The organism is Candidatus Methanoperedens sp. (assembly GCA_027460525.1).
Taxonomy (GTDB): Archaea; Halobacteriota; Methanosarcinia; order Methanosarcinales; family Methanoperedenaceae; genus Methanoperedens.
The window spans coordinates 86,546-105,528 of sequence record JAPZAS010000024.1; the positions used below are offsets into that span (position 1 = coordinate 86,546).

Below are 18,983 nucleotides of genomic sequence, written 5' to 3' on the forward strand. Positions count from 1 at the left end.
TGCCCCTGATAATCGCTGAATTGCTGGAGCGTCTGCCTTACTGTAGCCCGCGATGAGTAATAAATATGCGGCGCTTTACACCGCGAAGGGCGCAAAAGAACGCAAAGCGAAGGCAGCAGAAGGCATTTGGAAAACATCTGCGTTTATCTGCGTTAAGCCGTCTTGACACGTATGGCGGAGCCATACGTGAATGCGCCCTCCAGAGGCGCGACTCTGGGCGCCTTCATCTGCGGTTTGTGATTTTCAGAGCAGACCACAAACGGTGCATCCGACGGTATCTGGTATTTCGACCCTCCCTATCATCTGCTTTCCCCAACTTCCAGCTTCACAGGCTACATGAAATATTATCCACGTATGGCGCAGCCATACGTGTGTGCGACGCCAACTGGCGCAACGGTTGACAAGCGCCTCATTCTCAGAAAAAGACCAGCGCCGATTGGCAGAAGTTTATCGCCGACTCGATAAAAAAGGATGCCTCCTCATGCTGAGCAACAGCTATTCCGACTTTATTTTAGAGCTTTATGATGGTTACAGGATTGAGCAGGTGAGAGCCAAGAGGATGATTAACTGCAAGGTCAGAAAAGAGGAGCAATACCTGAGGCTGTAGTTTTGAATTATTAGAGTTCATCCCGAGTTCGTATTGAGTTCGCTGTTTATGCTGCACGGTTTTCAGTGCGAAGTGGCCGCATCGGTAACATATCGGCGCGTGGTTTAATATTTGGAGAGTGATAAATATGCGGCGCTATACACCGCAGAGGGCGCGAAGAACGCAAAGGTAAGTCATCATTTCTTGCGTCAGCGCCTCATTTATCATAAAATGATCAACGCCTCCTTACTGCGGGTGAGTCAAAGAAAGATTATCAACCACCGAGGACACAGAGGGCACAGAGAGTTGTTGTTTTTCTCTGTGTACTCTGTGATCTCTGTGGTTTTATCGTGCGCGGCTTTTGATTTGATGCGGGGAGGTTGCATCGGGAACACATCGGCGCCGGGATTTAATATTTCAAGAGTTATAAATCTGCGACGCCTGCTACCGAAAAACAGCTATGGACTTTGTGATAGACCACGGAGCGCGCGGATGACGCGGATACGCACGGATTAAGCATCCGTGAAGCTCCGTCTAATCCGTGTCATCAGTGTTCGATGTCGGGCGCCGTACACTGCAAAAAGCTCCAGCGCCTCATTTTCAGAGAAAGACCAGCCGCCGGCTCGCCGAGGGTGAGTCAAAGAAAAGATGAACCACAGAGCACACAGAGATCACAGAGGGTTGTTGTTTTTCTCTGTGTCCTCTGTGCTCTCTGTGGTTTTTTATTTTTCGCGGTTTTTGATTTGATGCTGTTGCCGCGGGTATATCGGCATCGTACACCGCGAAGGACGCAAAAAGGCTCTTGCACTTATTGATGCGCCGGAAGCTCGAAAACTAACGAACCGATACCTACATACTAATCGTCTTTATCAACTCTTTTGTTGTATGTACCTCAACTTTATTTTGTTGTTTAAAGTGCCCATCATTGCTCCATATCGGGCAATTCAAATCCAATGCCAGAGCCAAAAAAGGCGAATCTGTTACATCAATACCCTTTAAAATATCCTCAGCCAGAGCCATCTTCTCATTGTATTTTTCTTTCGGCACTAACCGGATATGCTTCTGTAAAAGCAAAAGAAGAGCATCAAGTCCTTCCTCATTCATTTTGGATTTCCTCAACAGGAGTTCCTTATGCTTCGTTATCTCGCTAAAAATATATTCAGGCGCATGCAGTTCAAATACATCGCTGAGAATTATGTTTCTTGTAGTTGACTTTTTAATCAGAGCCGAAAAAATGATGTTCGAATCCAGTACTAATTTCATTCCTCAGCCTTTATTCTTTTGTATAGAGCACGCTTTATGACATGATCGAGTTCATCGATATCTTTTTCTTTTAACTTGCTCTTTTCTGCAAGCAGGTTTCCAATTTTTATCTCAGTAAGCCTGTTTATGATAGCAGACTCTACCCATTTCAAACCTTCTTTATTCTTCGCTATCCAATTGAAATCGTTGGGGAGTTTTAAAACAACCTCTGCCATTTTTCACCTTGCAAACTTTTATTTTAATAATCATATTCGCTCAGAAGTTTTTAAGCCTTTTCTTTTTCCTTTGTAACTAATTTTACTGTCAACTAGTTTCAAATGTTACTCGCCAAAGAATTCAGTTTTTAATAAATCATGCTCCAGCGCCTGATTGTAGAGCATTATGAGAGGCTCGTACGTTCTTACTTTACAGATTTCTCGGATGTCGCTAAACAAACTGCGCCCGATTTCCCTGTCGAACTTGCTCTTTTTCTCATTCGGTAACACATCAAATAATCTCGTCCGCAGACCCGACTTATAAAGGTCATGAAGCCTTCCAAGTCCTTTTGTAACATCCGTGGTATGCTCAACCTCAAAAGCAAATTCACGGACAAGCGCATCAGTATCGCCTCCAAACCAGAGTACATCGATCAGACCTGCCATATTTACAATCTTCGGATATGAAAAATTGCCAGGATATTCTTTCAGGGTAGCAACTTCTTCAAGAGGTCGGTATGCGAAGTGGCTGCATCGGTGACATATCGGCGCCGAGGGTTTAATATCTGGAGAGTGATAAATCTGTGGCGCTTTACACCGCTAAGGACGCAAAGAACGCAAAGCTGAGGGCTTTCTATGCTCATCGGTATGGATTTTCATACAAAACTATAATAACCTTAATGCCAACTACTATATTGATGGAAGAAAGAATAGTTGTAAACCCAAAAATAATGGTTGGGAAACCTATTATTAAAGGCACAAGAATTCCCGTGGATGCCATACTAAGAAGGTTGGCTGACGGGATGAGCATAAGCGAAATCCTCGAAGAATATCCGAATATCACGGAAGAGGATATCAGGGCAGCACTCAGGTATGTTTCAGAGGTTGTAGCCGGAGAAGAAATAATCCCGATGGTGGAAACTGCTTGAAACTCAAATTTCTAATAGATGAGTGCACAGGTAAAAGACTCTCGCTCCTTTTGAAGAATGCGGGATACGATGTTATTTTTGTTGGAGACTGGAAACCTTCGGCATCCGATGAAAAAGTTCTCCAAAAAGCAAATGACGATGCGAGAATTTTAATAACAGACGATAAAGATTTTGGCGAACTTGTTTTCAGACTGGAAAAACCATCCAGCGGCGTCATACTGATACGAACTTCAACTACCAATCCTTATACAAGGTTTCATCTGCTTGAGAACCTTTTAAAATCAACCGATGTTAATGAAAAATTTGTTGTTCTGAAAGATACTGTCATAAAAATAAGGGATACTTACAGAAATACATAGGCTGAATCTTTTCCATTTGTAGATAGTTTAGCTATAGTGCCAGCCGTTTTACTTATGCTCCAGCGCCAGAGCGTAGAGCATTATGAGAGGCACGTACGTTCTTACTTTACAGATTTCCCTTATGTCGCTAAATAGACTGCGCCCAATTTCCATTCGATAGTAATTGCTTCGGTAGCATATCGGCGCCGAGGTTTAATATTTAAAGAGTGATAAATATGTGGCGCTATACACCGCGAAGGGCGCAAAGGACGCAAAGCGAAGGCAGGAGAAGGCATTTGGAAAAAATCTGCGTTCATCGTTCGGTTTCTTACTTCCTGACCGCTACTCTCTTCTTAATACCATCGAAGCAGACGATATACTTCCCAAGTATCTCCATGCCTATTAGAATCTCCAGGTCATCCGACATAACAGCTGGAACTTCATGCATGTCACCAAATATTTCAATCTTAACAGTATCAATAAACGACCACGAAAGTCCTGTAACACTCTGAATTCTAACGGGGTATTGCTGCGATAATCTGAGCTTCTCCCATAGTTCTCTTGGAATCGCTATGCCATCAGAACCAGTATCAAGAAAAGAAAGGTATTTTTTTGAAACGTTAGAAGCTACGATTTTTATCGGAACAACTGGATCAGAGTCCACATAATCATAAGAGATTTCAGGGCTCAAGTGTCACCTGAAACGGTACACAGCTTCCTTGGAGCCTATTTTTCTAAAAGCGACAGTATTTTTACCATTTTTGAGTTTTTTAAGCCATTCAGGAATATTTTCCTGTTTTAAAATTCCAACAACTGTCTCTTTTGTAAAGTCAATGGCAACAATGTCCCCCGTATGTTCTTTCTCCAACTCTGTAGCATGCCTCATATAGATTTCATTAACCTTTGAGTCTATGTTGTTCAAATACTCCATATTGTTCTTATTTTATTCTAACTATTATTAAACCCTTTCTTGTGTTTTTTGTAGTTCCTTTGCGTAACACCACTCTCCCGACCTCCTCCTTCGCAGGTTTCGTGAAATATCCACGTATAGCGCCAGCTATACGTCATGGGTTGCGCCCCTTGAGAACGCGTCCACGTATGCCAGCGGCATACGTGTGCACGGCGTCAACTGACGTGACGGTTGTGCGACGCCAACTGGCGCAACGGTTGACATGCGCCTCATTTTCAGAAAAAGACCAGCGCCGATTGTCAGAATTTTATCGCCGACTCGATAAAAAAGGATGCCTCCTCATGCTGAGCAACAGCTATTCCGACTTTATTTTAGAGCTTTATGATGGTTACAGGATTGAGCAGGTGAGAGCCAAGAGGATGATTAACTGCAAGGTCAGAAAAGAGGAGCAATACCGGAAGCGGTTGTGATGAATTATTAGAGTTCGAACCGAGTTCGCTGTTAAATTTGTGCCGTTTTTAATGCGAAGTGGTTGCTTCGGTAACATATCGGCGCCAAGATATAATATTTAAACAGTGATAAATATAAGGAGCGTTTGCAATGTTCCTGTAAAAAGTTATATTAATGGTAAGCATGATTATAAATAAGACACGGCATGATACTCGAATACATAAATGCGGCGCTAGAAAAAGCGAAATATGAAATAATCGAAGACGAAGAACCTTATTACGGGGAAGTCCCGGGACTGAAGGGAATCTGGGCAACCGGCAAAACCCTTGAAGAGTGCAGAAGAAATCTTGCTGAGACAATCGAAGGATGGATAATCCTGAGATTGAAAAAAGGGCTTCTTATACCCTCTATTGGACATAAGAAATTTAAAGAACCAAAGGTGATTGGCACTCTTGGCGAAATTAATGCCGCTCTCATGGAAACAGCTTGTTAAAAAACTCAGGAACTTCGTATTCGAAGGACCTTTCTCAGGCGGGGAGGCATCCTTATATGATAAAGGGCGACCTTGTTTTAACGATACCCAATCCGCACAGAAATGAAATCAGTATCGATTTGCTTTCCCGTATACTAAAGCAAGCCGATATAAAAAGGGAGGAATGGCTGAAAAAAGGATGAAGCCGTTTTAACAGCAAAGTAGCTGTATCGGTAACACATCGGGGCCGAGAATTTAATATTTAAAAATGATGAATCTGCGCTTTACATTGCGATAGGCATGAAGTTATTCCATGAAAATCCGCCTTTCGAGATGGAATATTTGAGTAATAAAAAAAACACTTATACAAATATGGCAAAAGCAAAGGTACTCACTGTGTATTGCATAAAGAAGACGATATGTATGTAGCAGAGTGCCCCGAAGTGGGACATTCAGTCAGGGGACTACGATAGGAGAAGCTGTAGATAATCTCAAAGAAGCCACCAAATTGTATTTAGAAGAGTTTCCACTGGAGACGAAGATAAAGCCCATCATAACCACTTTTGAGGCGCCTCCAGTTGCCGAAGCTTAGGGAAGTATCAGGTAAAAGTGCTGTTAAGATTCTCTGCAACAAGTTTGGATTCCAAATAAGCGGGCACTCTGGAAGCCATGTTAGACTTTCAAAAATGACGCCTACTCGTACCCGTTTTTCAAAATAGAAAGACTGTCTACATATCATCCTTTTCTCTTTTCCGTCTGCCTCTCTATCGCCCCCGGAATAGAGGCTATATGAAAGCGCTAATTCGCCAGCCGATTCACCAACCGCAAATTCAACACATGAAAAATCAAGCCTGAGATTTTAAAGAAAAATGAGGCAAGTATATATTACATCATAAAAACAATTGCTCTCACCTAAGGTCACACTATGAATCTCGCATGGGGCATCACAGGCGCAGGACACTTCCTGCATGAAAGCTTTGAGGTCATAAAAGAGCTAAAGCAAAAAAACCAGGAGCACAAAGTCACCACTTTCTTATCGCGCGCAGCCGAAGAGGTGGTCAGGATGTACGGGCTGGCAGGCGAGCTTTCAAATATCTCAGGCGGTGGCTACCTTGAGGAGTGCTTTTACGAACGCGAGCAGGGAACAAGCTTCCCCAAAGCAGGCAGGTTCCTGCTGCAAAGATACGATGCCCTGGTAGTAACCCCAGCCACTTCCAACACCACAGCCAAGCTTGTTTACGGCATAGCGGATACCCTTGTGACGAATGCTGTGGCGCAGGCGGTGAAAGGAGGCGTGCCGGTCTTTATCGTGCCCGTGGATATCGCCGGGAAGATTGAATCACAAATGCCGTATTTTATAGACAGGGAGATCTGCATGAGATGCGAACTCTGCCCTCCTGCGTTGCAATGCGAAAGACATGCGATTACAGACCAGATTGACCTGCTTTTGTGCGATGGGTGCGGTTTATGTGTCAGGCTGTGCAGCTACGGGGCGATAAGGGGTGGAATGGCAAAGCTCAAAGTCCGCGATGTGGATTCAAAGAATGTCAGAAAATTGCAGAAGCTCAAAGGAATCACGGTACTCAATCATCCCCGCAAAATTCTAAACGTTATAGGGCGGAATAATAATTACCAGTGATAGATAAACATCAATAACACAACCCTTAATATCCTTAAAGGATAACATTCAAAAAGAGGAAATTATGGCTTACACCAAAATACAGATTTCGGCAGATTCGGGCGCAGAAGAAATTGCCCCGTTCGCCATGGCAGTGCATGAACTCCTGGGGCTTCCCGTGACCATGAGGAGCCTGAATAAAAAAGGCGTCAGGATAGAAAAAGGGAAAATCCTTGATAATAATTACACCGGTCCTGTTCTAGAGCAGGTTTTAAAGGAGAATAAGACCATACGTCTCATACCCACAAGCGGTAAGTATACCGGTATTCCTGTGATTGTGGTGCCTATTAGGAACGGGGAAGGATACGGCATCGCTGCCATAGGCGTTGTTGATGTGGTAGGCACCGTGGATCTGGGGCTTGTCTTTGGCGATTTTCCAGACGTGGTAAAGCAGGTGCATGAGTGCGTAAAGGCGCGCGTGACGGCTCCTTGAAAAACTTTAAGAAAGTTTTATCAAAACGAAGGGGACGAACTTTAAGAAAGTTTTATCAAAACAAGAAGGACTGAACTTTAAGAAAGTTTTATCAAAACAAGAAGAACTGAACTTTAAGAAAGTTTTATCAAAACAAGAAGAACTGAACTTTAAGAAAGTTTTATCAAAACAAGAAGGACTGAACTTTAAGAAAGTTTTATCAAAACAAGAAGGACTGAACTTTAAGAAAGTTTTATCAAAACAAGAAGGACTGAACTTTAAGAGAGTTTTATCAAAACGAGGGGGACTGAACTTTAAGAAAGTTTTATCAAAAAGAGGGGAACCGCAGATCTGCCTTGCAAAGAAGGAGGATTTTGACGAGATTTGGAGTCTTGAGGAGATATGTTTTAAAGAGGAAACATTCAACAAAAAGCAGTTAAGATATCTTTTCTTTAAAGCCAAGTCCACTGTTCTTGTTGCTTTGATGGAAGGCAAGCTCATCGGGTCAGTCATTATTTTATTGAGAAATCATATCGCCAATGCCAGGATATATTCATTGAACGTGCATCCTGCGTACAGGCGCGCTGGTGTTGGAAGCTTGCTTATGGATACAGCCCTGAAAATTTTAGAAGAAAAGGGGTTTAAGAAGATAACCCTTGAGGTGGGGATTAATAACAACGCAGCTCAGAACCTGTACAGGTCGAAAGGCTTTATCATGGATAAAATTCTCTATAATTATTATAAAAGCGGCGATGATGCGTTCCATCTTGTCAGAAAATTATGACACCAATGCATTGATTATTTTCTCGTAAATGTCCTTATCCACCGCATCCTCATAGCCCTCGTAAATGCTGGGGTTATCGTTTATCTCGATAACTTTATACCCACCCTCGGTTTCTTTTACATCCAGACCATACAGCCCGTCGCCAACGCATTTGGATAGTTTTATGCAAATCTCTTTTAATTCAGGAGAAATCGAATCCCTGGATATTGCAATAGTATCTCCCCATACGTTTTTCCCATTTATCTTTGATTTTACTTTCCATCCTCCTTTCGGGATGCAATACTTGCATGAATAAAGTACTTCGTTCCGGAGAATTCCCACACGCCAGTCGAAACTGGAGCGGATGTATTCCTGGAGCACAAGAACCCTGGTTTTCCGCAGCAGACGCTTAGAAATCTTGATAAACTCTTCTTTATTGTCTGCCTTCTCAACATGGGATGAGAAGCGCGTATAGGGTGTTTTAATTACCACAGGTAATCCCAGGGTCTTCTTTATATCATCAAAAGTTTCATCTGAATAATCACCTGTAAATAGGAAGGACTTTGGAGCAGGCATATTATTTTTCAGGAACATATCATGAAGGATTGCCTTGTTTGAGCATGTCCTAATGGAATGGGGGTCGTCAATCACCTTAAGTCCGTATTGTTCTGCAAGTCTTGAAACTATGTAGGCAGAATTGCTGGGGTCTGTTATAGCTCTTATGAACAGGGCATCGTAATTCGGGATTTTTGAAATATCATCTTTAAAGATAAATTCAAATGTATGCCCCATCAATTCCGCAGTTGATTTAAATTTTGAAAGAGCACTAATCTCGGATTTATCCTTAAAATTATAGGCTTCGACAAAACAGGCTATTTTCATAACTGCATGCTTTGTTTTATCTGATGCATTTTATCATGAACAATATCCCAGTCCACTTCTTTTTTCACCGCAGGTTCACAATGATTCAGGATAATACCATAATCATCCATCTGAACCACCAATTTACATATCGGGATGTTAAATATTTCAAAGAATCCCTTTGTGAACTCTGATGTCTCTTCGTTTGTGGATTCCCCGAACATCTGTGTTATTTCCAGCACTTCACCAGTGAGAGGATGCAATGAGACTGGAAACCGAGCATCGTAGCTCATTTTCTTTATCATTCCCGGAAGTTTTTCACTTGAATCAACCACTTTCATTGAGTTGTTGGTGAAAGGATTTACCGCAAATAACATGACCGGCGCGCGCAGACCTCCTTGCGGTGATGTCACCAGCCTGTAATCCCCGGTAAGCATGCCGTTTCTTTTTGCCTTCTCCATTAAAAGCGGGTTCCTGTATGCATCCATTATTTCTGTACAACTTGGTGTGACTTCTACTCCAAAGGTTTCAGCATGCGCAGATACATAATATCCCATCCTTAAATACCTGTAGTCGTGATTGATATTAAGTACGCTGTCATGCACTGGTTGCCTTAAAAAAAGGAACGGATTAGAGTCGCTATCGTCTTCGTCTTCACTGACTATAATCATTTTAGATATCAGTCCGTTGCTTATTCATTATAAGCTGAGTATAAATAAGTAACGAGTGCAAAGGTAGGTTTCCTGTGAACCATTTCAGCGTTCAGGGAAGCCAATAAGCTCTAGCGGAGGGCTACAATATCAAATTTTTTGCGCTATAACTGCTGCGTGGTCAGAATGGAAGGGTTCTAAATTTATTAACTCCTTGACTTTGAAAGTATTCTCTAACTTACTTACCTCGCTGTTTATTACTTCGCTTGTTTTTTTTGTGGAGTCTATACTTCTGGGTTTTATTATCAATACTAAAATACCATCCTTTTTGAGGAACAGCTCTGCATTCCTTATGGCTATCCTTGCCTGTTCACGCTGGGCTATATCCTGATACAGGAAATCCACCTCTCCTACCATGTTCTTGTATGAGTTAGGATGCAATGCATCCGCAAGTATGGGGATGAGGTTCAATCGTGGGATGCTGACGCGGATAAGGTCGTGCATAGCGCGGGGAGAGAATTCCACTGCAAAAACCTCGCCGAGAGAAACAATATCAGAAACATGGCTTGCAGTGGTTCCATTGGCAGCGCCGAGATAAAGAACGCTATAATCCTTTTTTAACGATACTGAAGAACATTTCATTATCATGGCGGCAAGCTTGCTGCGATACGGGTCCCAGAGGCGATACTCAACATTCGCCACACATGTGAGCTTTTCACCGTAAACCTGTATTCCCGGGGTGAGGTTTTTTGTGACAAGCCATTTTGAACCTTCTTCGATTAAAATAAAGGCATTGTCCAACCCTGTTTCGATTATCTTGATATCTTCCATTCTATTGACTTTATTGCCAGCAACCTTTTAGAGTTTTTGTCCTTGAATCAAGTTATTTTAAACACCGGAAAGTCGCTATGAACGAAGTTCATGGATAACAATGAAAAACAACAAAATGAACATTAACAGCGAACTAATACGAACTCGTACGAACTCCGAGGGCGTGAGTTCGTAAAGCGACACCTCGCTTTATGAGATATAGGGTATGCAAAGCATACCCCGCGTTTGATGGAACTTTTCCAAAGTTCCTTGATAAACCTTTTTCAAAGGTTTTTGATAAAACTTTCCTAAAGTTTTCAGTTCGTACGAGTTAGTTGTTGATTTTTTCATACCAGACGCAAAGAACACAAAGTGAAGCATCAACAATCTTTGCGACCTCTGCGCCTCTGCGGTGAGATTAACTCATTTTGATTAATCGTGCAATGTCATCCCCGACCTCGGAGGTGGTATTTCCGCCGCCCATGTCGTAGGTTTTCACTTCTCCATTGACGATATTCTGCTCAATAGCTTTGACGATTGCATCCGCAGCCTCTTTTTCGCCTATCTGGGAAAGCAAAAGCGCCCCGGCCCATATCGTTGCAACAGGGTTCACCTTGTTCTGACCCTTGTACTTGGGCGCGCTTCCGTGTATGGGTTCAAACATGCTCGTTCCTTGCGGGTTTATGTTTCCCCCAGGAGCAAGACCAAGCCCTCCCTGGATCATCGCCCCGAGGTCTGTAATGATGTCGCCGAACATATTCGGCGTAACCACCACGTCAAACCATTCGGGATTCTTGACAAACCACATTGTTATGGCATCCACAAAATTAAAATCCGTTTTAATTTGCGGGTACTCAGAAGCAATTGAACTGAACTCCTCCCGCCAGAACCCATAGATATCAGACAACACATTTGCCTTATCAACAGATGAGAGATGTTTTTTCCTTTCCTCTGCAAGCTCGAAGGCATAGCGGATAACCCTGCGTGTGCCCTCTTTGCTTATAAGACCGAGCTGGTAGCCGATTTCATCGCTGTCTGTTTCGATGTCGAGTCCGAATTTTACGTTATACAGATTCCGTACCACTTCAAGCGTATTTTTGCTCTTGCCCTTTTTCGCCCGACCTCCTATGCCTATATAGAAGTCCTCGGTATTCTCCCGCACAACCACAAAATCTATGTCCTGAGCTGTTTTATCCTTGAGAGGAGTCCAGACTCCTTCAAGCAATTTTACCGGTCGAAGGTTGACATATTCATCGAAATAAAACCGGATAGCCAGGAGAATGCCCTTTTCAAGTATCCCTGGTTTAATCCTTTCATCGCCTATAGCTCCGAAATAAATCGCCCTGTATCCGGAAAGCTCTTTTAGCGTATCTTCTGATATCAATTCCCCGGTTTTGAGATAATGGTCTGCGCCATGCGGGTATTCAAGCCATTCGATATCAAAACCGAATCTTTCTCCTGCGGCGTCGAGCGCCTTTCGTCCTTCCCTGATTATCTCAGGACCGATTCCATCGCCCGGGATAACCGGTATCGTGTATTGCGTCATTATTTTCCTCGCTGTAACAGCCCCAGAATTCCCTTTGAGGTTATTAAATTAACGAAATCCCTTCACTTGTGCGTAAAATACGCCACAACCTCATCTTCGCCAACACTGTCAATCCTCACGAACCCGAACCTCTCAAACTGCACAACCTTATCCAGTTCCTTCTCAATCCCGCTCTCTCCTATGCCAGTATATTCACCCTGAGGCGAAAGCACCCTCACCTTTTGCCCATCAGGCGGAACCCAGTGGATAATGCGCGCCTTTTCCTTCTTGACAAGTTCCATATCCGTGCCTATGAACTTTGCTTTTAGCGGCGAGATACTTTTTATCTCGATATTGTAAAGATCCTTTAAACGTAATCTCTCCCCCACCCTGAGGGTATCCACATCGTCCCTGCAAACCAATACCTTCGTGCCCACAGGTATCTCCCGCATTTCCTTTTTTGCCGGATGAAGCGGAGCCTTTGCAGTTCTGGGTTCGCCGCCTTCGATTTCCATTTCCACAGGATTCCACACAAAAAAATACCTGTTAGCAACGGGGTCGATGAGCTTGCGATTCTCCGCATACAATGTATCCAGACTAAGGCTGATGTCAGTTTCACCAAGACCAAGGTCTAACATGAATTTTCGCAGAGCTTCTGGCATAATGCCTCACTCTCAAAATCAAGTAATGGCCAGACGATATACCTGTCCCCTACGCGGGGATGTGGCGTCCTGATGACCCGAAAGGCTACCCAGTCCCTGATTGCTGGGTCCTTGTGCTGTATGTCTGTCTTGATGCGCAGCACAGCCTCCTGTTCCTTATACTCGCCTGAAATCATCCTGTGCCAATATTCAAGGTTTTTTTCAACTCCCTGCTCCCTGTGAGGGCATGCTCTCTTTACATCCTTTAGCGCCTTGAAAACCTCCTGCTCGCAGAAGCAGACGTAGGCGCCGTCCTTCTGGATAAGCTCTTCTGCAACCTCGTAATATCTGGGGATTCTGTCGGATGCTATTATTACTTCATCGGGCTTCGCCCCCAACCATTCGCAGTCCTCAAGGTACCACGTATATGCCTCGAGCATGGGGCGCTTCGTTGCCGGGTCTGTGTCATCGAAGCGGATAATCAGCTTGCCGTGATATCTTTTGGTGTACTCCGAGTTCACCACGATTCCACGGGCGCTTCCAATCGTGGGAGGACCGTTGGGATTTGGCGCAAACCTCATCACAAGAGCACCGTTTATTTCAAGCGGGGGCAATCCTTTCTCAGGCTCCTTTTTTTCTTTCAGTTCTGCAATGAGTTCAGGTGCAAGTTTCTTCAATTCTTCTTCCCATGAACCGGGAGACATCTGGTTTATTTCGCCAAGCGCTTCTTCCATAAGCGTTGTTATTTCTTTAGCCTGTGAGCGAAGCTCAGGATTTGCCATGACCTTGCCCATCACTGCGCCTGCCTGAGGCATTTTGTTATATTTAACCGCGTTTTGCAGGGCATATTTCTTGATAAGGAGCTTTATCTCTTCGGTTTGCATTGGAGCCTAAATCATCATTTGATGATATTAAACTTCGCAAAACCAATCAATAAAGTATATATTAACATCATTCATATTCAGGTAAGGTGATACCATGCAGGCTGAGGTTTCAACATTATTTGGTTTAAACATTTACACCGACAGAGGAGTTTATATCGGAAAAGTAGATGACGTGATGCTCGAAGTGAACGAGAAAAAAGTACATGGTCTTGCGGTTAAAAAATTAAATCCCGACATGTTTGATACATCTGGCAAGGGAACGATAATTCCTTACAGATTGGTCACAGCAGTAGCGGATATTGTTCTTATCAGGCATGTCAAAGACACTTTCAAGAAACCTGAAGAAATCCCGGAGGATTATAATATATCCGATGAGGATGAACAGTAGATTGTGAGTGATTTTTCAGATAAGGAGATGAAGGAGAGAGAGATCTATTCAGACCTCAAGATATTCCCTCCTTTTGCTGTCAGGATAGACGGGCGCAGCTTTCGGCGTGCGCTGAAGTTATTAGAGCTAAAAAAACCTTATGATGAAAGATTTGCGCATGCTATGGCGGATTCTGTGGAGTTGTTCTTTAAGGAAAGCGGTTTAAACCCTTTGTTTGCCTTCACATTTTCAGATGAGATTAACCTCTTTTTCTACGAAATCCCTTATAACAATCGAATTGAGAAAATCAACTCCATCGTACCGAGTTTTTTTTCTTCGGCACTTACAATCCAGCTAAACCTGAAAAAACCAGTATCCTTTGACTCAAGGATAGTGCTTCTGGGAAAAGAGGACATCTATAGATATCTATTATGGAGGCAGGCTGAAACCTGGAGGAACCATGTCAGCTCCTATGGATATTATACCCTCTTGGGGACTGGACTGACCGAAAACGAAGCCGCACAGCGCCTGAAGAACATGAGAGCCAGCGCAATCCACGAGCTTGTATTCCAGCACGGCATCAACCTTGCAGAAACCCCAGCATGGCAGAGATGCGGTATATTGATCTACAGGGAATCGCATGAAAAAACAGGATACGACCCCCTTAAAAAAATCGAAGTCGAAACGCAGAGGAAAAAAATAGTACAGCTATGGGACACGCCGATATTTAAAACTGAGGAAGGGCGGAAGCTTGTAACAAGGCTCATTTCATGATTTTGTGTCAATTTTTGCCTGTATCATTACGTTATATTATCTATAATACTTAGTCAGTCAAATTCGGGATATTGATATGATTATCACATTAACACTAATCGCGGCGCTTGCAGTGGCTCTCTTTATGGGACTGAACATCGGCGGCAATAATGCGGCTGCTGCAATGGGTGCGGCTTATGGTGCTAAAGTGCGTACCAAGTACCAGGCAGTTCTGTTAATCGGCGTTTTCGCTGTCATCGGTGCCGTGGTCAGCGGCGGCGAAGTGATAAAAACGCTTGGAAGCGGAATCCTCCCCTCCGGGACAATATTGATCAAAGGAGCCATTATCGCTGTCGGAGCATCTGCTGTTACTATTTTTCTGGCAAATATTCTGCGCGTACCGATATCCACCAGCCAGGTTGCGGTCGGGTCTGTGGTGGGAATCGGATTTTTCTACGGTGCATCCAAATTAAATACGCTGCTTCTTGGCGAGATTGTAATCTGGTGGGTGGTTACCCCTGTTATTGCATGGCTGCTTGCATATCTTATGGGGAAATACATCTACACACGAGTTCTCATCTGGCTTGCCGACCACCACGACTCTGAAGCCTCGATACGGAAATCCTTGAATGTACTTCTGACTTTATCGGGTTGTTATGTGGCATTTTCTGCCGGAGCCAACCATGCAGGCATCATAGTGGGACCGTTTGTGGGAGCAGGCGTATTTCCATCATCCTACGGCGCTGTTTTTGCAGGTGTTGCGATCAGCATCGGCGCTCTTCTTATGGGCGGGAGGATTCTTGATACCGTAGGAAATGAGATATGTGAACTCTGTGTAATCCGGGCGGTGTTCGTGGAGTTCACTGCCGCCATAATTGTGCATATAGCTTCGATTCTTGGGATTCCGGTATCGCTTGGCGAGATTGTGGCTTCCGGGATCATCGGTATAGGATGCGCCAACAGCGGAATGCATATCGTGAGAAGCAATACCGTGAAGAAAATAGCGATAGCGTGGGTCGTCTCGCCTCTGCTTGCAGGAACAGTGGCATTTGTTTTAATAAATATTTTCTAGATCGGGCTCATTCGATGCTCTGATTTTGGGATATCGACAACGAAAATTGTTCGCCTTCCGGATTTATCTTCAATCCATATCCTGCCATTATACAGTCCCACAATTTTTTTGGCAATTGCAAGACCCAGACCCGAATCTTTGGCGCCCCTCCCATCCTGCGGAATCTCTCAAAAATCCGCCCTTATCTTCATCACTCTTCTCGCCGTATTCTATGTTTATGTTGTGGATACTGCCACCGACTGTGCTCCGAGTACCTTCCCGCTGCCATCTTTCAATTGAAGCGTAATCCTGTTATTTGCAGGGTCGTTGGCGATTGCCACGGTTGGTGTTAGGAACACTGCAAAGGTTGGCTGGTCGCCATGGTTAATGGTCAAACCTGTTGCTTGACCGATGATGGCTCCGGTTGCTGGATTGGTCAGGTTCACCTGAACTGCCAGTCCTGTTATGTGATCCGGTACGCTCACATTAAGGCTTACACCGGTTGCGTTGGCGCCAACATTCGATGTAGCTACTGCGAAGGCTGTTGGTGTGTTAACCGCCGTATTTACATTAAGGGTTGTGGATATCATAATGACATCCGCCAAGGCTGCACTTGGTGTTGTTGCTGCCATGGTCAGCGTGTCATCACCAAACGAAGCTGATGCTATATTTGTGCCTGACACGTTGAATGTCAGCGATGAAGTACTATACGCTGATGTTGCATTGATGGTAAGTACAAAGTTAGCCGTACCGCCTGCAGGTATGTCTACTGGTGTGTTTGGCGAACCTGTGAACGCTGTCCCATTCCATGGAGTATAGCTTACCGTTACGGGCAGGCTGGATGCCTGTGCTATACTCACATTGGTTGTTGTAAACGGCGCGGTGTTCATCACTGACATGAATATCGTCACCGGTGTACCTACCACTGCATTCCTGTAGGTCGGCGTTATTGAAAAAACTAGTATCTCAGGAGGCGTTGGGTAAGTTGGAGTTGGTATGGCGGTTTCCGCGACGCATAGAGCGACTACCCCACCCATCAGCATCAACGCCGTTATTGCAAAAGCAATCCCGAGGGCACGCCCTCTGCACGTTTTATTCCCGAACATTCAGTATCACCACAACTATGGAATGCCCCCACCGTTTCTGGACAATTCCCGTTAAACCGTTAGAAGAATATCACGGAGGTGATTAAATCTTTCCATGACGACAATTCAAATTAGTTGGAATTGTCTGGCTGATATATCATTCCCTATCCGTGCTTCTGGCGGTGGGAATAGAGACACAGCTTGAAGCATTGAAAAATGTACCTCGAGGATATCCACGCCAAATCCGTTAGAGATGATACGAACAAATACATCGAGGAATTGAAGCCTCGGACAAAGTCCGAGAAGTGGTCACGTGTGCCTCGAAACATAGGAGAGAAAGAATAACAACAAGGACAAAAAAAATATGTAACGGCACTTGTCCGCAGGCTTAAATCCCGCCATGCGGAGCTGCCCCTGCATGAAGAGGGAAGTGCGGTACTGGGCAGACCGAATGTACTGTTGAACACACCTAAGTCACTTTCAACGTTCGGATCATCAACGGCATCAATAATTGCAATTGTCCCGCTGTCTCCTGATGGAGGAAGCCTTATAAAGTCAAAACTTTCAGGACTATACATTGGAGAAAAGCTTAGGAAAAAATTAAATACAAAGAATCTTCATCTTTAAATGAGGAAGTTAAATGGACTCGTTAAACCACATTTAAAAAATCCGAGATGCATCAGGATTTGCCTGAAAAGGTAGCGTGGTGAGTGCATCAATTGAGCGCTAGGGAGGGCGCAGTGATACAAGGCAGCCATAGGTGAGCCTTGCGAAGTAAATATTCAGAAAAAGGAGGTAAAATATGAATAAAATAAATAAAATACCTATATTTCTAATATTGATATTAGGAATAGGAATAGTTGGATTAGTTATTCCATCTAAAGCTGCAATCCAGACACAAAACGATCCTATTGGCACTATAAATATGGGGAGTGTAGGATCAAAGCTCACGCCAAAAGAAGTACTTGGAAAACAATTGTTTTTTGATAAAGACCTTTCAACGCCACCTGGTCAATCGTGTGCCTTCTGTCATTCGTCTGAGGTAGGATGGACCGGTCCAGATGAAAAGATTAATGCCCACGGAGCGGTATATCCTGGTGCTGTACATAATCTCTTCGGAAACCGTAAGCCACCTTCTGCCGCATATGGCGGCGACAGCCCTGTTTTGTACTTTGACATTAATAATCAAACGTGGGTTGGTGGCATGTTCTGGGATAGCAGGGCAACTGGTAAGATTCTGGGGGATCCTCTCGCTGAACAGGCGCAGGGACCTTTCCTAAACCCTCTGGAACAGAACAATGCGAACGCCACGGATGTTTGCATCAAGGTAAGCGAATCTGAATACGCCGGACTCTTTGAAAAGGTTTGGGGAAAGGGTTCTCTGAATTGCGTAAACAATGTGAGCGGGACATACGAGAGAATTGCCAGATCCATCGCAGCATACGAGAGATCAATCGAAGTGAGCCAGTTTGGTTCCACATACGATGAATACCTGAAAACATGCGTTGATAAGCTGGGAATGAGTAAAAAAGATGCCTGCTTAATAGGAACTGGTGATAAAAAAACTTTAGATCCAGAAAATAAATTTACACATAAGGAATGGAAGGGGCTTCAACTTTTTATGGCGCCAACCAGTAATAATGGCATTAAAGAGCCAGGCGAAGGAGGTAATTGCGTTGCATGTCATCCACCACCGTTATTCACAGACTTCACACACGATAACCTGGGAGTGCCAAAGAACCCGCAGAACCCATTCTATAACATGCCAAGTAAATATAATCCTGATGGCAAGAACTTCATAGACTACGGATTGGGAGGATTCCTCAAGACTTACGACCCGACAATGTTTGGACCTGAGTTGGGCAGGCAGAAAGTTCCCACCCTGCGCAATGTGGACAAAAGACCCTATCCGGCTTTCGTGAAGGCTTACTCGCACAATGGCTACTTCAAGTCTCTTGAAGAAATTGTACATTTCTATAATGCAAGAGATGTACCGGGGGCTGGCTGGAAAGGAGTACCATGGCCTGCACCTGAAGTACCCGCTACTGTCAATAAACACGAGCTTGGAAATCTTGGACTAACCTCTAAAGATGAGGCGGCCATTGTTGCCTTCATGAAGACGCTCACGGACAGAACCAAACACGGAAGTGATGAGGACACATAACCGACGATATCTCGAGAAGAATTAAATCAAGAAAGAGTGTGAGCGGTTTTTCCGCATACACTTTTTTAACTTTTTTATTTTTAAGCTTCTGTTTAGACAAAAATAGAAACTTCAATTTAGGATACAACCTAACCCAATTGCACCTCATATAAAGTCAAAACTTTCAGGACTCTACAAACCCAGAAAAAAACCGATAC

At 43.9% G+C, this 18,983-nt stretch carries 25 protein-coding genes and 1 pseudogene; 15 read left to right on the forward strand and 11 right to left on the reverse strand.

Annotated features, from left to right (window positions below):
* Positions 1–65: 65 nt before the first annotated feature.
* Together O8C68_08840 and O8C68_08845 are read left to right on the forward strand one after the other, a co-directional pair.
* Positions 66–401 (forward strand): hypothetical protein, encoded by a 336-nt coding sequence (locus tag O8C68_08840; GenBank protein ID MCZ7395907.1) that lies wholly within the window; start codon positions 66–68, stop codon positions 399–401.
* Positions 398–607, forward strand: a complete 210-nt coding sequence (locus tag O8C68_08845) for a hypothetical protein (protein ID MCZ7395908.1) — start codon at positions 398–400, stop codon at positions 605–607. The genes O8C68_08840 and O8C68_08845 overlap by 4 nt, the downstream gene beginning before the upstream one ends.
* Before the next feature lie 828 nt (positions 608–1,435).
* On the opposite strand, the gene O8C68_08850 is transcribed toward O8C68_08845, so the two are convergent.
* The 3 genes from O8C68_08850 to O8C68_08860 form a co-directional block, all read right to left on the reverse strand.
* Positions 1,436–1,849: a PIN domain-containing protein gene (locus tag O8C68_08850; protein MCZ7395909.1), complete on the reverse strand. Its 414-nt coding sequence runs from the start codon at positions 1,847–1,849 to the stop codon at positions 1,436–1,438.
* Positions 1,846–2,064, reverse strand: coding sequence for a hypothetical protein (locus tag O8C68_08855; protein MCZ7395910.1), 219 nt, complete (start codon positions 2,062–2,064; stop codon positions 1,846–1,848). Before O8C68_08855 ends, O8C68_08850 begins: the two co-directional genes overlap by 4 nt.
* A 105-nt stretch (positions 2,065–2,169) precedes the next feature.
* Positions 2,170–2,490 (reverse strand): hypothetical protein, encoded by a 321-nt coding sequence (locus tag O8C68_08860; protein ID MCZ7395911.1) that lies wholly within the window; start codon positions 2,488–2,490, stop codon positions 2,170–2,172.
* Between the two features lie 251 nt (positions 2,491–2,741).
* Between O8C68_08860 and O8C68_08865 the strand changes: the two genes are divergently transcribed.
* Together O8C68_08865 and O8C68_08870 are read left to right on the forward strand one after the other, a co-directional pair.
* Positions 2,742–2,972 (forward strand): DUF433 domain-containing protein, encoded by a 231-nt coding sequence (locus O8C68_08865; protein MCZ7395912.1) that lies wholly within the window; start codon positions 2,742–2,744, stop codon positions 2,970–2,972.
* Positions 2,969–3,331, forward strand: a complete 363-nt coding sequence (locus O8C68_08870) for a DUF5615 family PIN-like protein (GenBank protein ID MCZ7395913.1) — start codon at positions 2,969–2,971, stop codon at positions 3,329–3,331. Before O8C68_08865 ends, O8C68_08870 begins: the two co-directional genes overlap by 4 nt.
* A gap of 307 nt (positions 3,332–3,638) precedes the next feature.
* Here O8C68_08870 and O8C68_08875 read toward each other — a convergent pair whose 3' ends face one another.
* Both O8C68_08875 and O8C68_08880 read right to left on the reverse strand, forming a co-directional pair.
* A complete protein-coding gene (locus O8C68_08875; protein MCZ7395914.1) occupies positions 3,639–4,001 on the reverse strand; it encodes a hypothetical protein in 363 nt (120 codons plus the stop codon).
* A 3-nt stretch (positions 4,002–4,004) separates the two neighbouring features.
* The gene (locus tag O8C68_08880; GenBank protein ID MCZ7395915.1) at positions 4,005–4,241 is read right to left on the reverse strand and encodes a hypothetical protein; all 237 of its coding nucleotides are present in this window, start codon (positions 4,239–4,241) and stop codon (positions 4,005–4,007) included.
* A gap of 167 nt (positions 4,242–4,408) precedes the next feature.
* Here O8C68_08880 and O8C68_08885 point away from each other — a divergent pair, with 167 nt between their 5' ends.
* The 7 genes from O8C68_08885 (at position 4,409) to O8C68_08915 (ending at position 8,016) form a co-directional block, all read left to right on the forward strand.
* Positions 4,409–4,690: a hypothetical protein gene (locus O8C68_08885; GenBank protein ID MCZ7395916.1), complete on the forward strand. Its 282-nt coding sequence runs from the start codon at positions 4,409–4,411 to the stop codon at positions 4,688–4,690.
* A 185-nt stretch (positions 4,691–4,875) separates the two neighbouring features.
* Complete coding sequence (locus O8C68_08890; protein MCZ7395917.1) at positions 4,876–5,163, forward strand: type II toxin-antitoxin system HicB family antitoxin; 288 nt, start codon at positions 4,876–4,878, stop codon at positions 5,161–5,163.
* Positions 5,164–5,219: 56 nt separating this feature from the next.
* Positions 5,220–5,345 (forward strand): hypothetical protein, encoded by a 126-nt coding sequence (locus O8C68_08895; GenBank protein MCZ7395918.1) that lies wholly within the window; start codon positions 5,220–5,222, stop codon positions 5,343–5,345.
* 230 nt (positions 5,346–5,575) lie between these two features.
* Positions 5,576–5,734 carry a hypothetical protein gene (locus tag O8C68_08900; protein ID MCZ7395919.1) on the forward strand — a complete coding sequence of 53 codons (159 nt, stop codon included), beginning with the start codon at positions 5,576–5,578 and terminating at the stop codon, positions 5,732–5,734.
* A 333-nt stretch (positions 5,735–6,067) separates the two neighbouring features.
* Positions 6,068–6,781 carry a dihydromethanopterin reductase (acceptor) gene (locus tag O8C68_08905; protein MCZ7395920.1) on the forward strand — a complete coding sequence of 238 codons (714 nt, stop codon included), beginning with the start codon at positions 6,068–6,070 and terminating at the stop codon, positions 6,779–6,781.
* A 64-nt stretch (positions 6,782–6,845) separates the two neighbouring features.
* Positions 6,846–7,253, forward strand: a complete 408-nt coding sequence (locus tag O8C68_08910) for a DUF2111 domain-containing protein (GenBank protein ID MCZ7395921.1) — start codon at positions 6,846–6,848, stop codon at positions 7,251–7,253.
* Positions 7,254–7,632: 379 nt separating this feature from the next.
* A complete protein-coding gene (locus tag O8C68_08915; protein MCZ7395922.1) occupies positions 7,633–8,016 on the forward strand; it encodes a GNAT family N-acetyltransferase in 384 nt (127 codons plus the stop codon).
* Here O8C68_08915 and O8C68_08920 read toward each other — a convergent pair.
* From O8C68_08920 to O8C68_08940, 5 genes and pseudogenes are all read right to left on the reverse strand, one after another.
* The gene (locus tag O8C68_08920; protein ID MCZ7395923.1) at positions 8,011–8,877 is read right to left on the reverse strand and encodes a RimK family alpha-L-glutamate ligase; all 867 of its coding nucleotides are present in this window, start codon (positions 8,875–8,877) and stop codon (positions 8,011–8,013) included. The genes O8C68_08915 and O8C68_08920 overlap by 6 nt on opposite strands.
* Complete coding sequence (locus O8C68_08925) at positions 8,874–9,527, reverse strand: RimK-like ATPgrasp N-terminal domain-containing protein (GenBank protein ID MCZ7395924.1); 654 nt, start codon at positions 9,525–9,527, stop codon at positions 8,874–8,876. The genes O8C68_08920 and O8C68_08925 overlap by 4 nt, the downstream gene beginning before the upstream one ends.
* A gap of 129 nt (positions 9,528–9,656) precedes the next feature.
* On the reverse strand, positions 9,657–10,337 hold the full coding sequence (locus O8C68_08930; protein ID MCZ7395925.1) for a fibrillarin-like rRNA/tRNA 2'-O-methyltransferase: 681 nt from the start codon (positions 10,335–10,337) through the stop codon (positions 9,657–9,659).
* Between the two features lie 397 nt (positions 10,338–10,734).
* On the reverse strand, positions 10,735–11,862 hold the full coding sequence (locus tag O8C68_08935) for an isocitrate/isopropylmalate dehydrogenase family protein (protein ID MCZ7395926.1): 1,128 nt from the start codon (positions 11,860–11,862) through the stop codon (positions 10,735–10,737).
* 62 nt (positions 11,863–11,924) lie between these two features.
* Positions 11,925–13,366, reverse strand: a pseudogene (locus O8C68_08940) (glutamate--tRNA ligase).
* Positions 13,367–13,460: 94 nt separating this feature from the next.
* Here O8C68_08940 and O8C68_08945 point away from each other — a divergent pair.
* The 3 genes from O8C68_08945 (at position 13,461) to O8C68_08955 (ending at position 15,558) form a co-directional block, all read left to right on the forward strand.
* Positions 13,461–13,754, forward strand: a complete 294-nt coding sequence (locus tag O8C68_08945) for a PRC-barrel domain-containing protein (protein ID MCZ7395927.1) — start codon at positions 13,461–13,463, stop codon at positions 13,752–13,754.
* Positions 13,755–13,781: 27 nt separating this feature from the next.
* On the forward strand, positions 13,782–14,507 hold the full coding sequence (locus tag O8C68_08950; protein ID MCZ7395928.1) for a tRNA 5'-guanylyltransferase: 726 nt from the start codon (positions 13,782–13,784) through the stop codon (positions 14,505–14,507).
* 76 nt (positions 14,508–14,583) lie between these two features.
* Positions 14,584–15,558: an inorganic phosphate transporter gene (locus O8C68_08955; protein ID MCZ7395929.1), complete on the forward strand. Its 975-nt coding sequence runs from the start codon at positions 14,584–14,586 to the stop codon at positions 15,556–15,558.
* A gap of 215 nt (positions 15,559–15,773) precedes the next feature.
* On the opposite strand, the gene O8C68_08960 is transcribed toward O8C68_08955, so the two are convergent.
* Positions 15,774–16,643, reverse strand: a complete 870-nt coding sequence (locus O8C68_08960) for a hypothetical protein (GenBank protein ID MCZ7395930.1) — start codon at positions 16,641–16,643, stop codon at positions 15,774–15,776.
* A gap of 781 nt (positions 16,644–17,424) precedes the next feature.
* Between O8C68_08960 and O8C68_08965 the strand changes: the two genes are divergently transcribed.
* Positions 17,425–18,786, forward strand: coding sequence for a cytochrome C (locus O8C68_08965; GenBank protein MCZ7395931.1), 1,362 nt, complete (start codon positions 17,425–17,427; stop codon positions 18,784–18,786).
* The last annotated feature ends 197 nt before the right edge of the window (positions 18,787–18,983 follow it).

Coding starts and splice junctions, on each gene's coding strand:
- O8C68_08840 (MCZ7395907.1), top strand. CDS start 66: ATGCGGCGCTTTACACCGCGAAGGGCGCAAAAGAACGCAAAGCGAAGG.
- O8C68_08850 (MCZ7395909.1), bottom strand. CDS start 1,849: ATGAAATTAGTACTGGATTCGAACATCATTTTTTCGGCTCTGATTAAA.
- O8C68_08855 (MCZ7395910.1), bottom strand. CDS start 2,064: ATGGCAGAGGTTGTTTTAAAACTCCCCAACGATTTCAATTGGATAGCG.
- O8C68_08860 (MCZ7395911.1), bottom strand. CDS start 2,490: ATGGCAGGTCTGATCGATGTACTCTGGTTTGGAGGCGATACTGATGCG.
- O8C68_08865 (MCZ7395912.1), top strand. CDS start 2,742: ATGGAAGAAAGAATAGTTGTAAACCCAAAAATAATGGTTGGGAAACCT.
- O8C68_08880 (MCZ7395915.1), bottom strand. CDS start 4,241: ATGGAGTATTTGAACAACATAGACTCAAAGGTTAATGAAATCTATATG.
- O8C68_08885 (MCZ7395916.1), top strand. CDS start 4,409: ATGCCAGCGGCATACGTGTGCACGGCGTCAACTGACGTGACGGTTGTG.
- O8C68_08890 (MCZ7395917.1), top strand. CDS start 4,876: ATGATACTCGAATACATAAATGCGGCGCTAGAAAAAGCGAAATATGAA.
- O8C68_08895 (MCZ7395918.1), top strand. CDS start 5,220: ATGATAAAGGGCGACCTTGTTTTAACGATACCCAATCCGCACAGAAAT.
- O8C68_08905 (MCZ7395920.1), top strand. CDS start 6,068: ATGAATCTCGCATGGGGCATCACAGGCGCAGGACACTTCCTGCATGAA.
- O8C68_08910 (MCZ7395921.1), top strand. CDS start 6,846: ATGGCTTACACCAAAATACAGATTTCGGCAGATTCGGGCGCAGAAGAA.
- O8C68_08920 (MCZ7395923.1), bottom strand. CDS start 8,877: ATGAAAATAGCCTGTTTTGTCGAAGCCTATAATTTTAAGGATAAATCC.
- O8C68_08925 (MCZ7395924.1), bottom strand. CDS start 9,527: ATGATTATAGTCAGTGAAGACGAAGACGATAGCGACTCTAATCCGTTC.
- O8C68_08930 (MCZ7395925.1), bottom strand. CDS start 10,337: ATGGAAGATATCAAGATAATCGAAACAGGGTTGGACAATGCCTTTATT.
- O8C68_08935 (MCZ7395926.1), bottom strand. CDS start 11,862: ATGACGCAATACACGATACCGGTTATCCCGGGCGATGGAATCGGTCCT.
- O8C68_08945 (MCZ7395927.1), top strand. CDS start 13,461: ATGCAGGCTGAGGTTTCAACATTATTTGGTTTAAACATTTACACCGAC.
- O8C68_08950 (MCZ7395928.1), top strand. CDS start 13,782: ATGAAGGAGAGAGAGATCTATTCAGACCTCAAGATATTCCCTCCTTTT.
- O8C68_08955 (MCZ7395929.1), top strand. CDS start 14,584: ATGATTATCACATTAACACTAATCGCGGCGCTTGCAGTGGCTCTCTTT.
- O8C68_08960 (MCZ7395930.1), bottom strand. CDS start 16,643: ATGTTCGGGAATAAAACGTGCAGAGGGCGTGCCCTCGGGATTGCTTTT.
- O8C68_08965 (MCZ7395931.1), top strand. CDS start 17,425: ATGAATAAAATAAATAAAATACCTATATTTCTAATATTGATATTAGGA.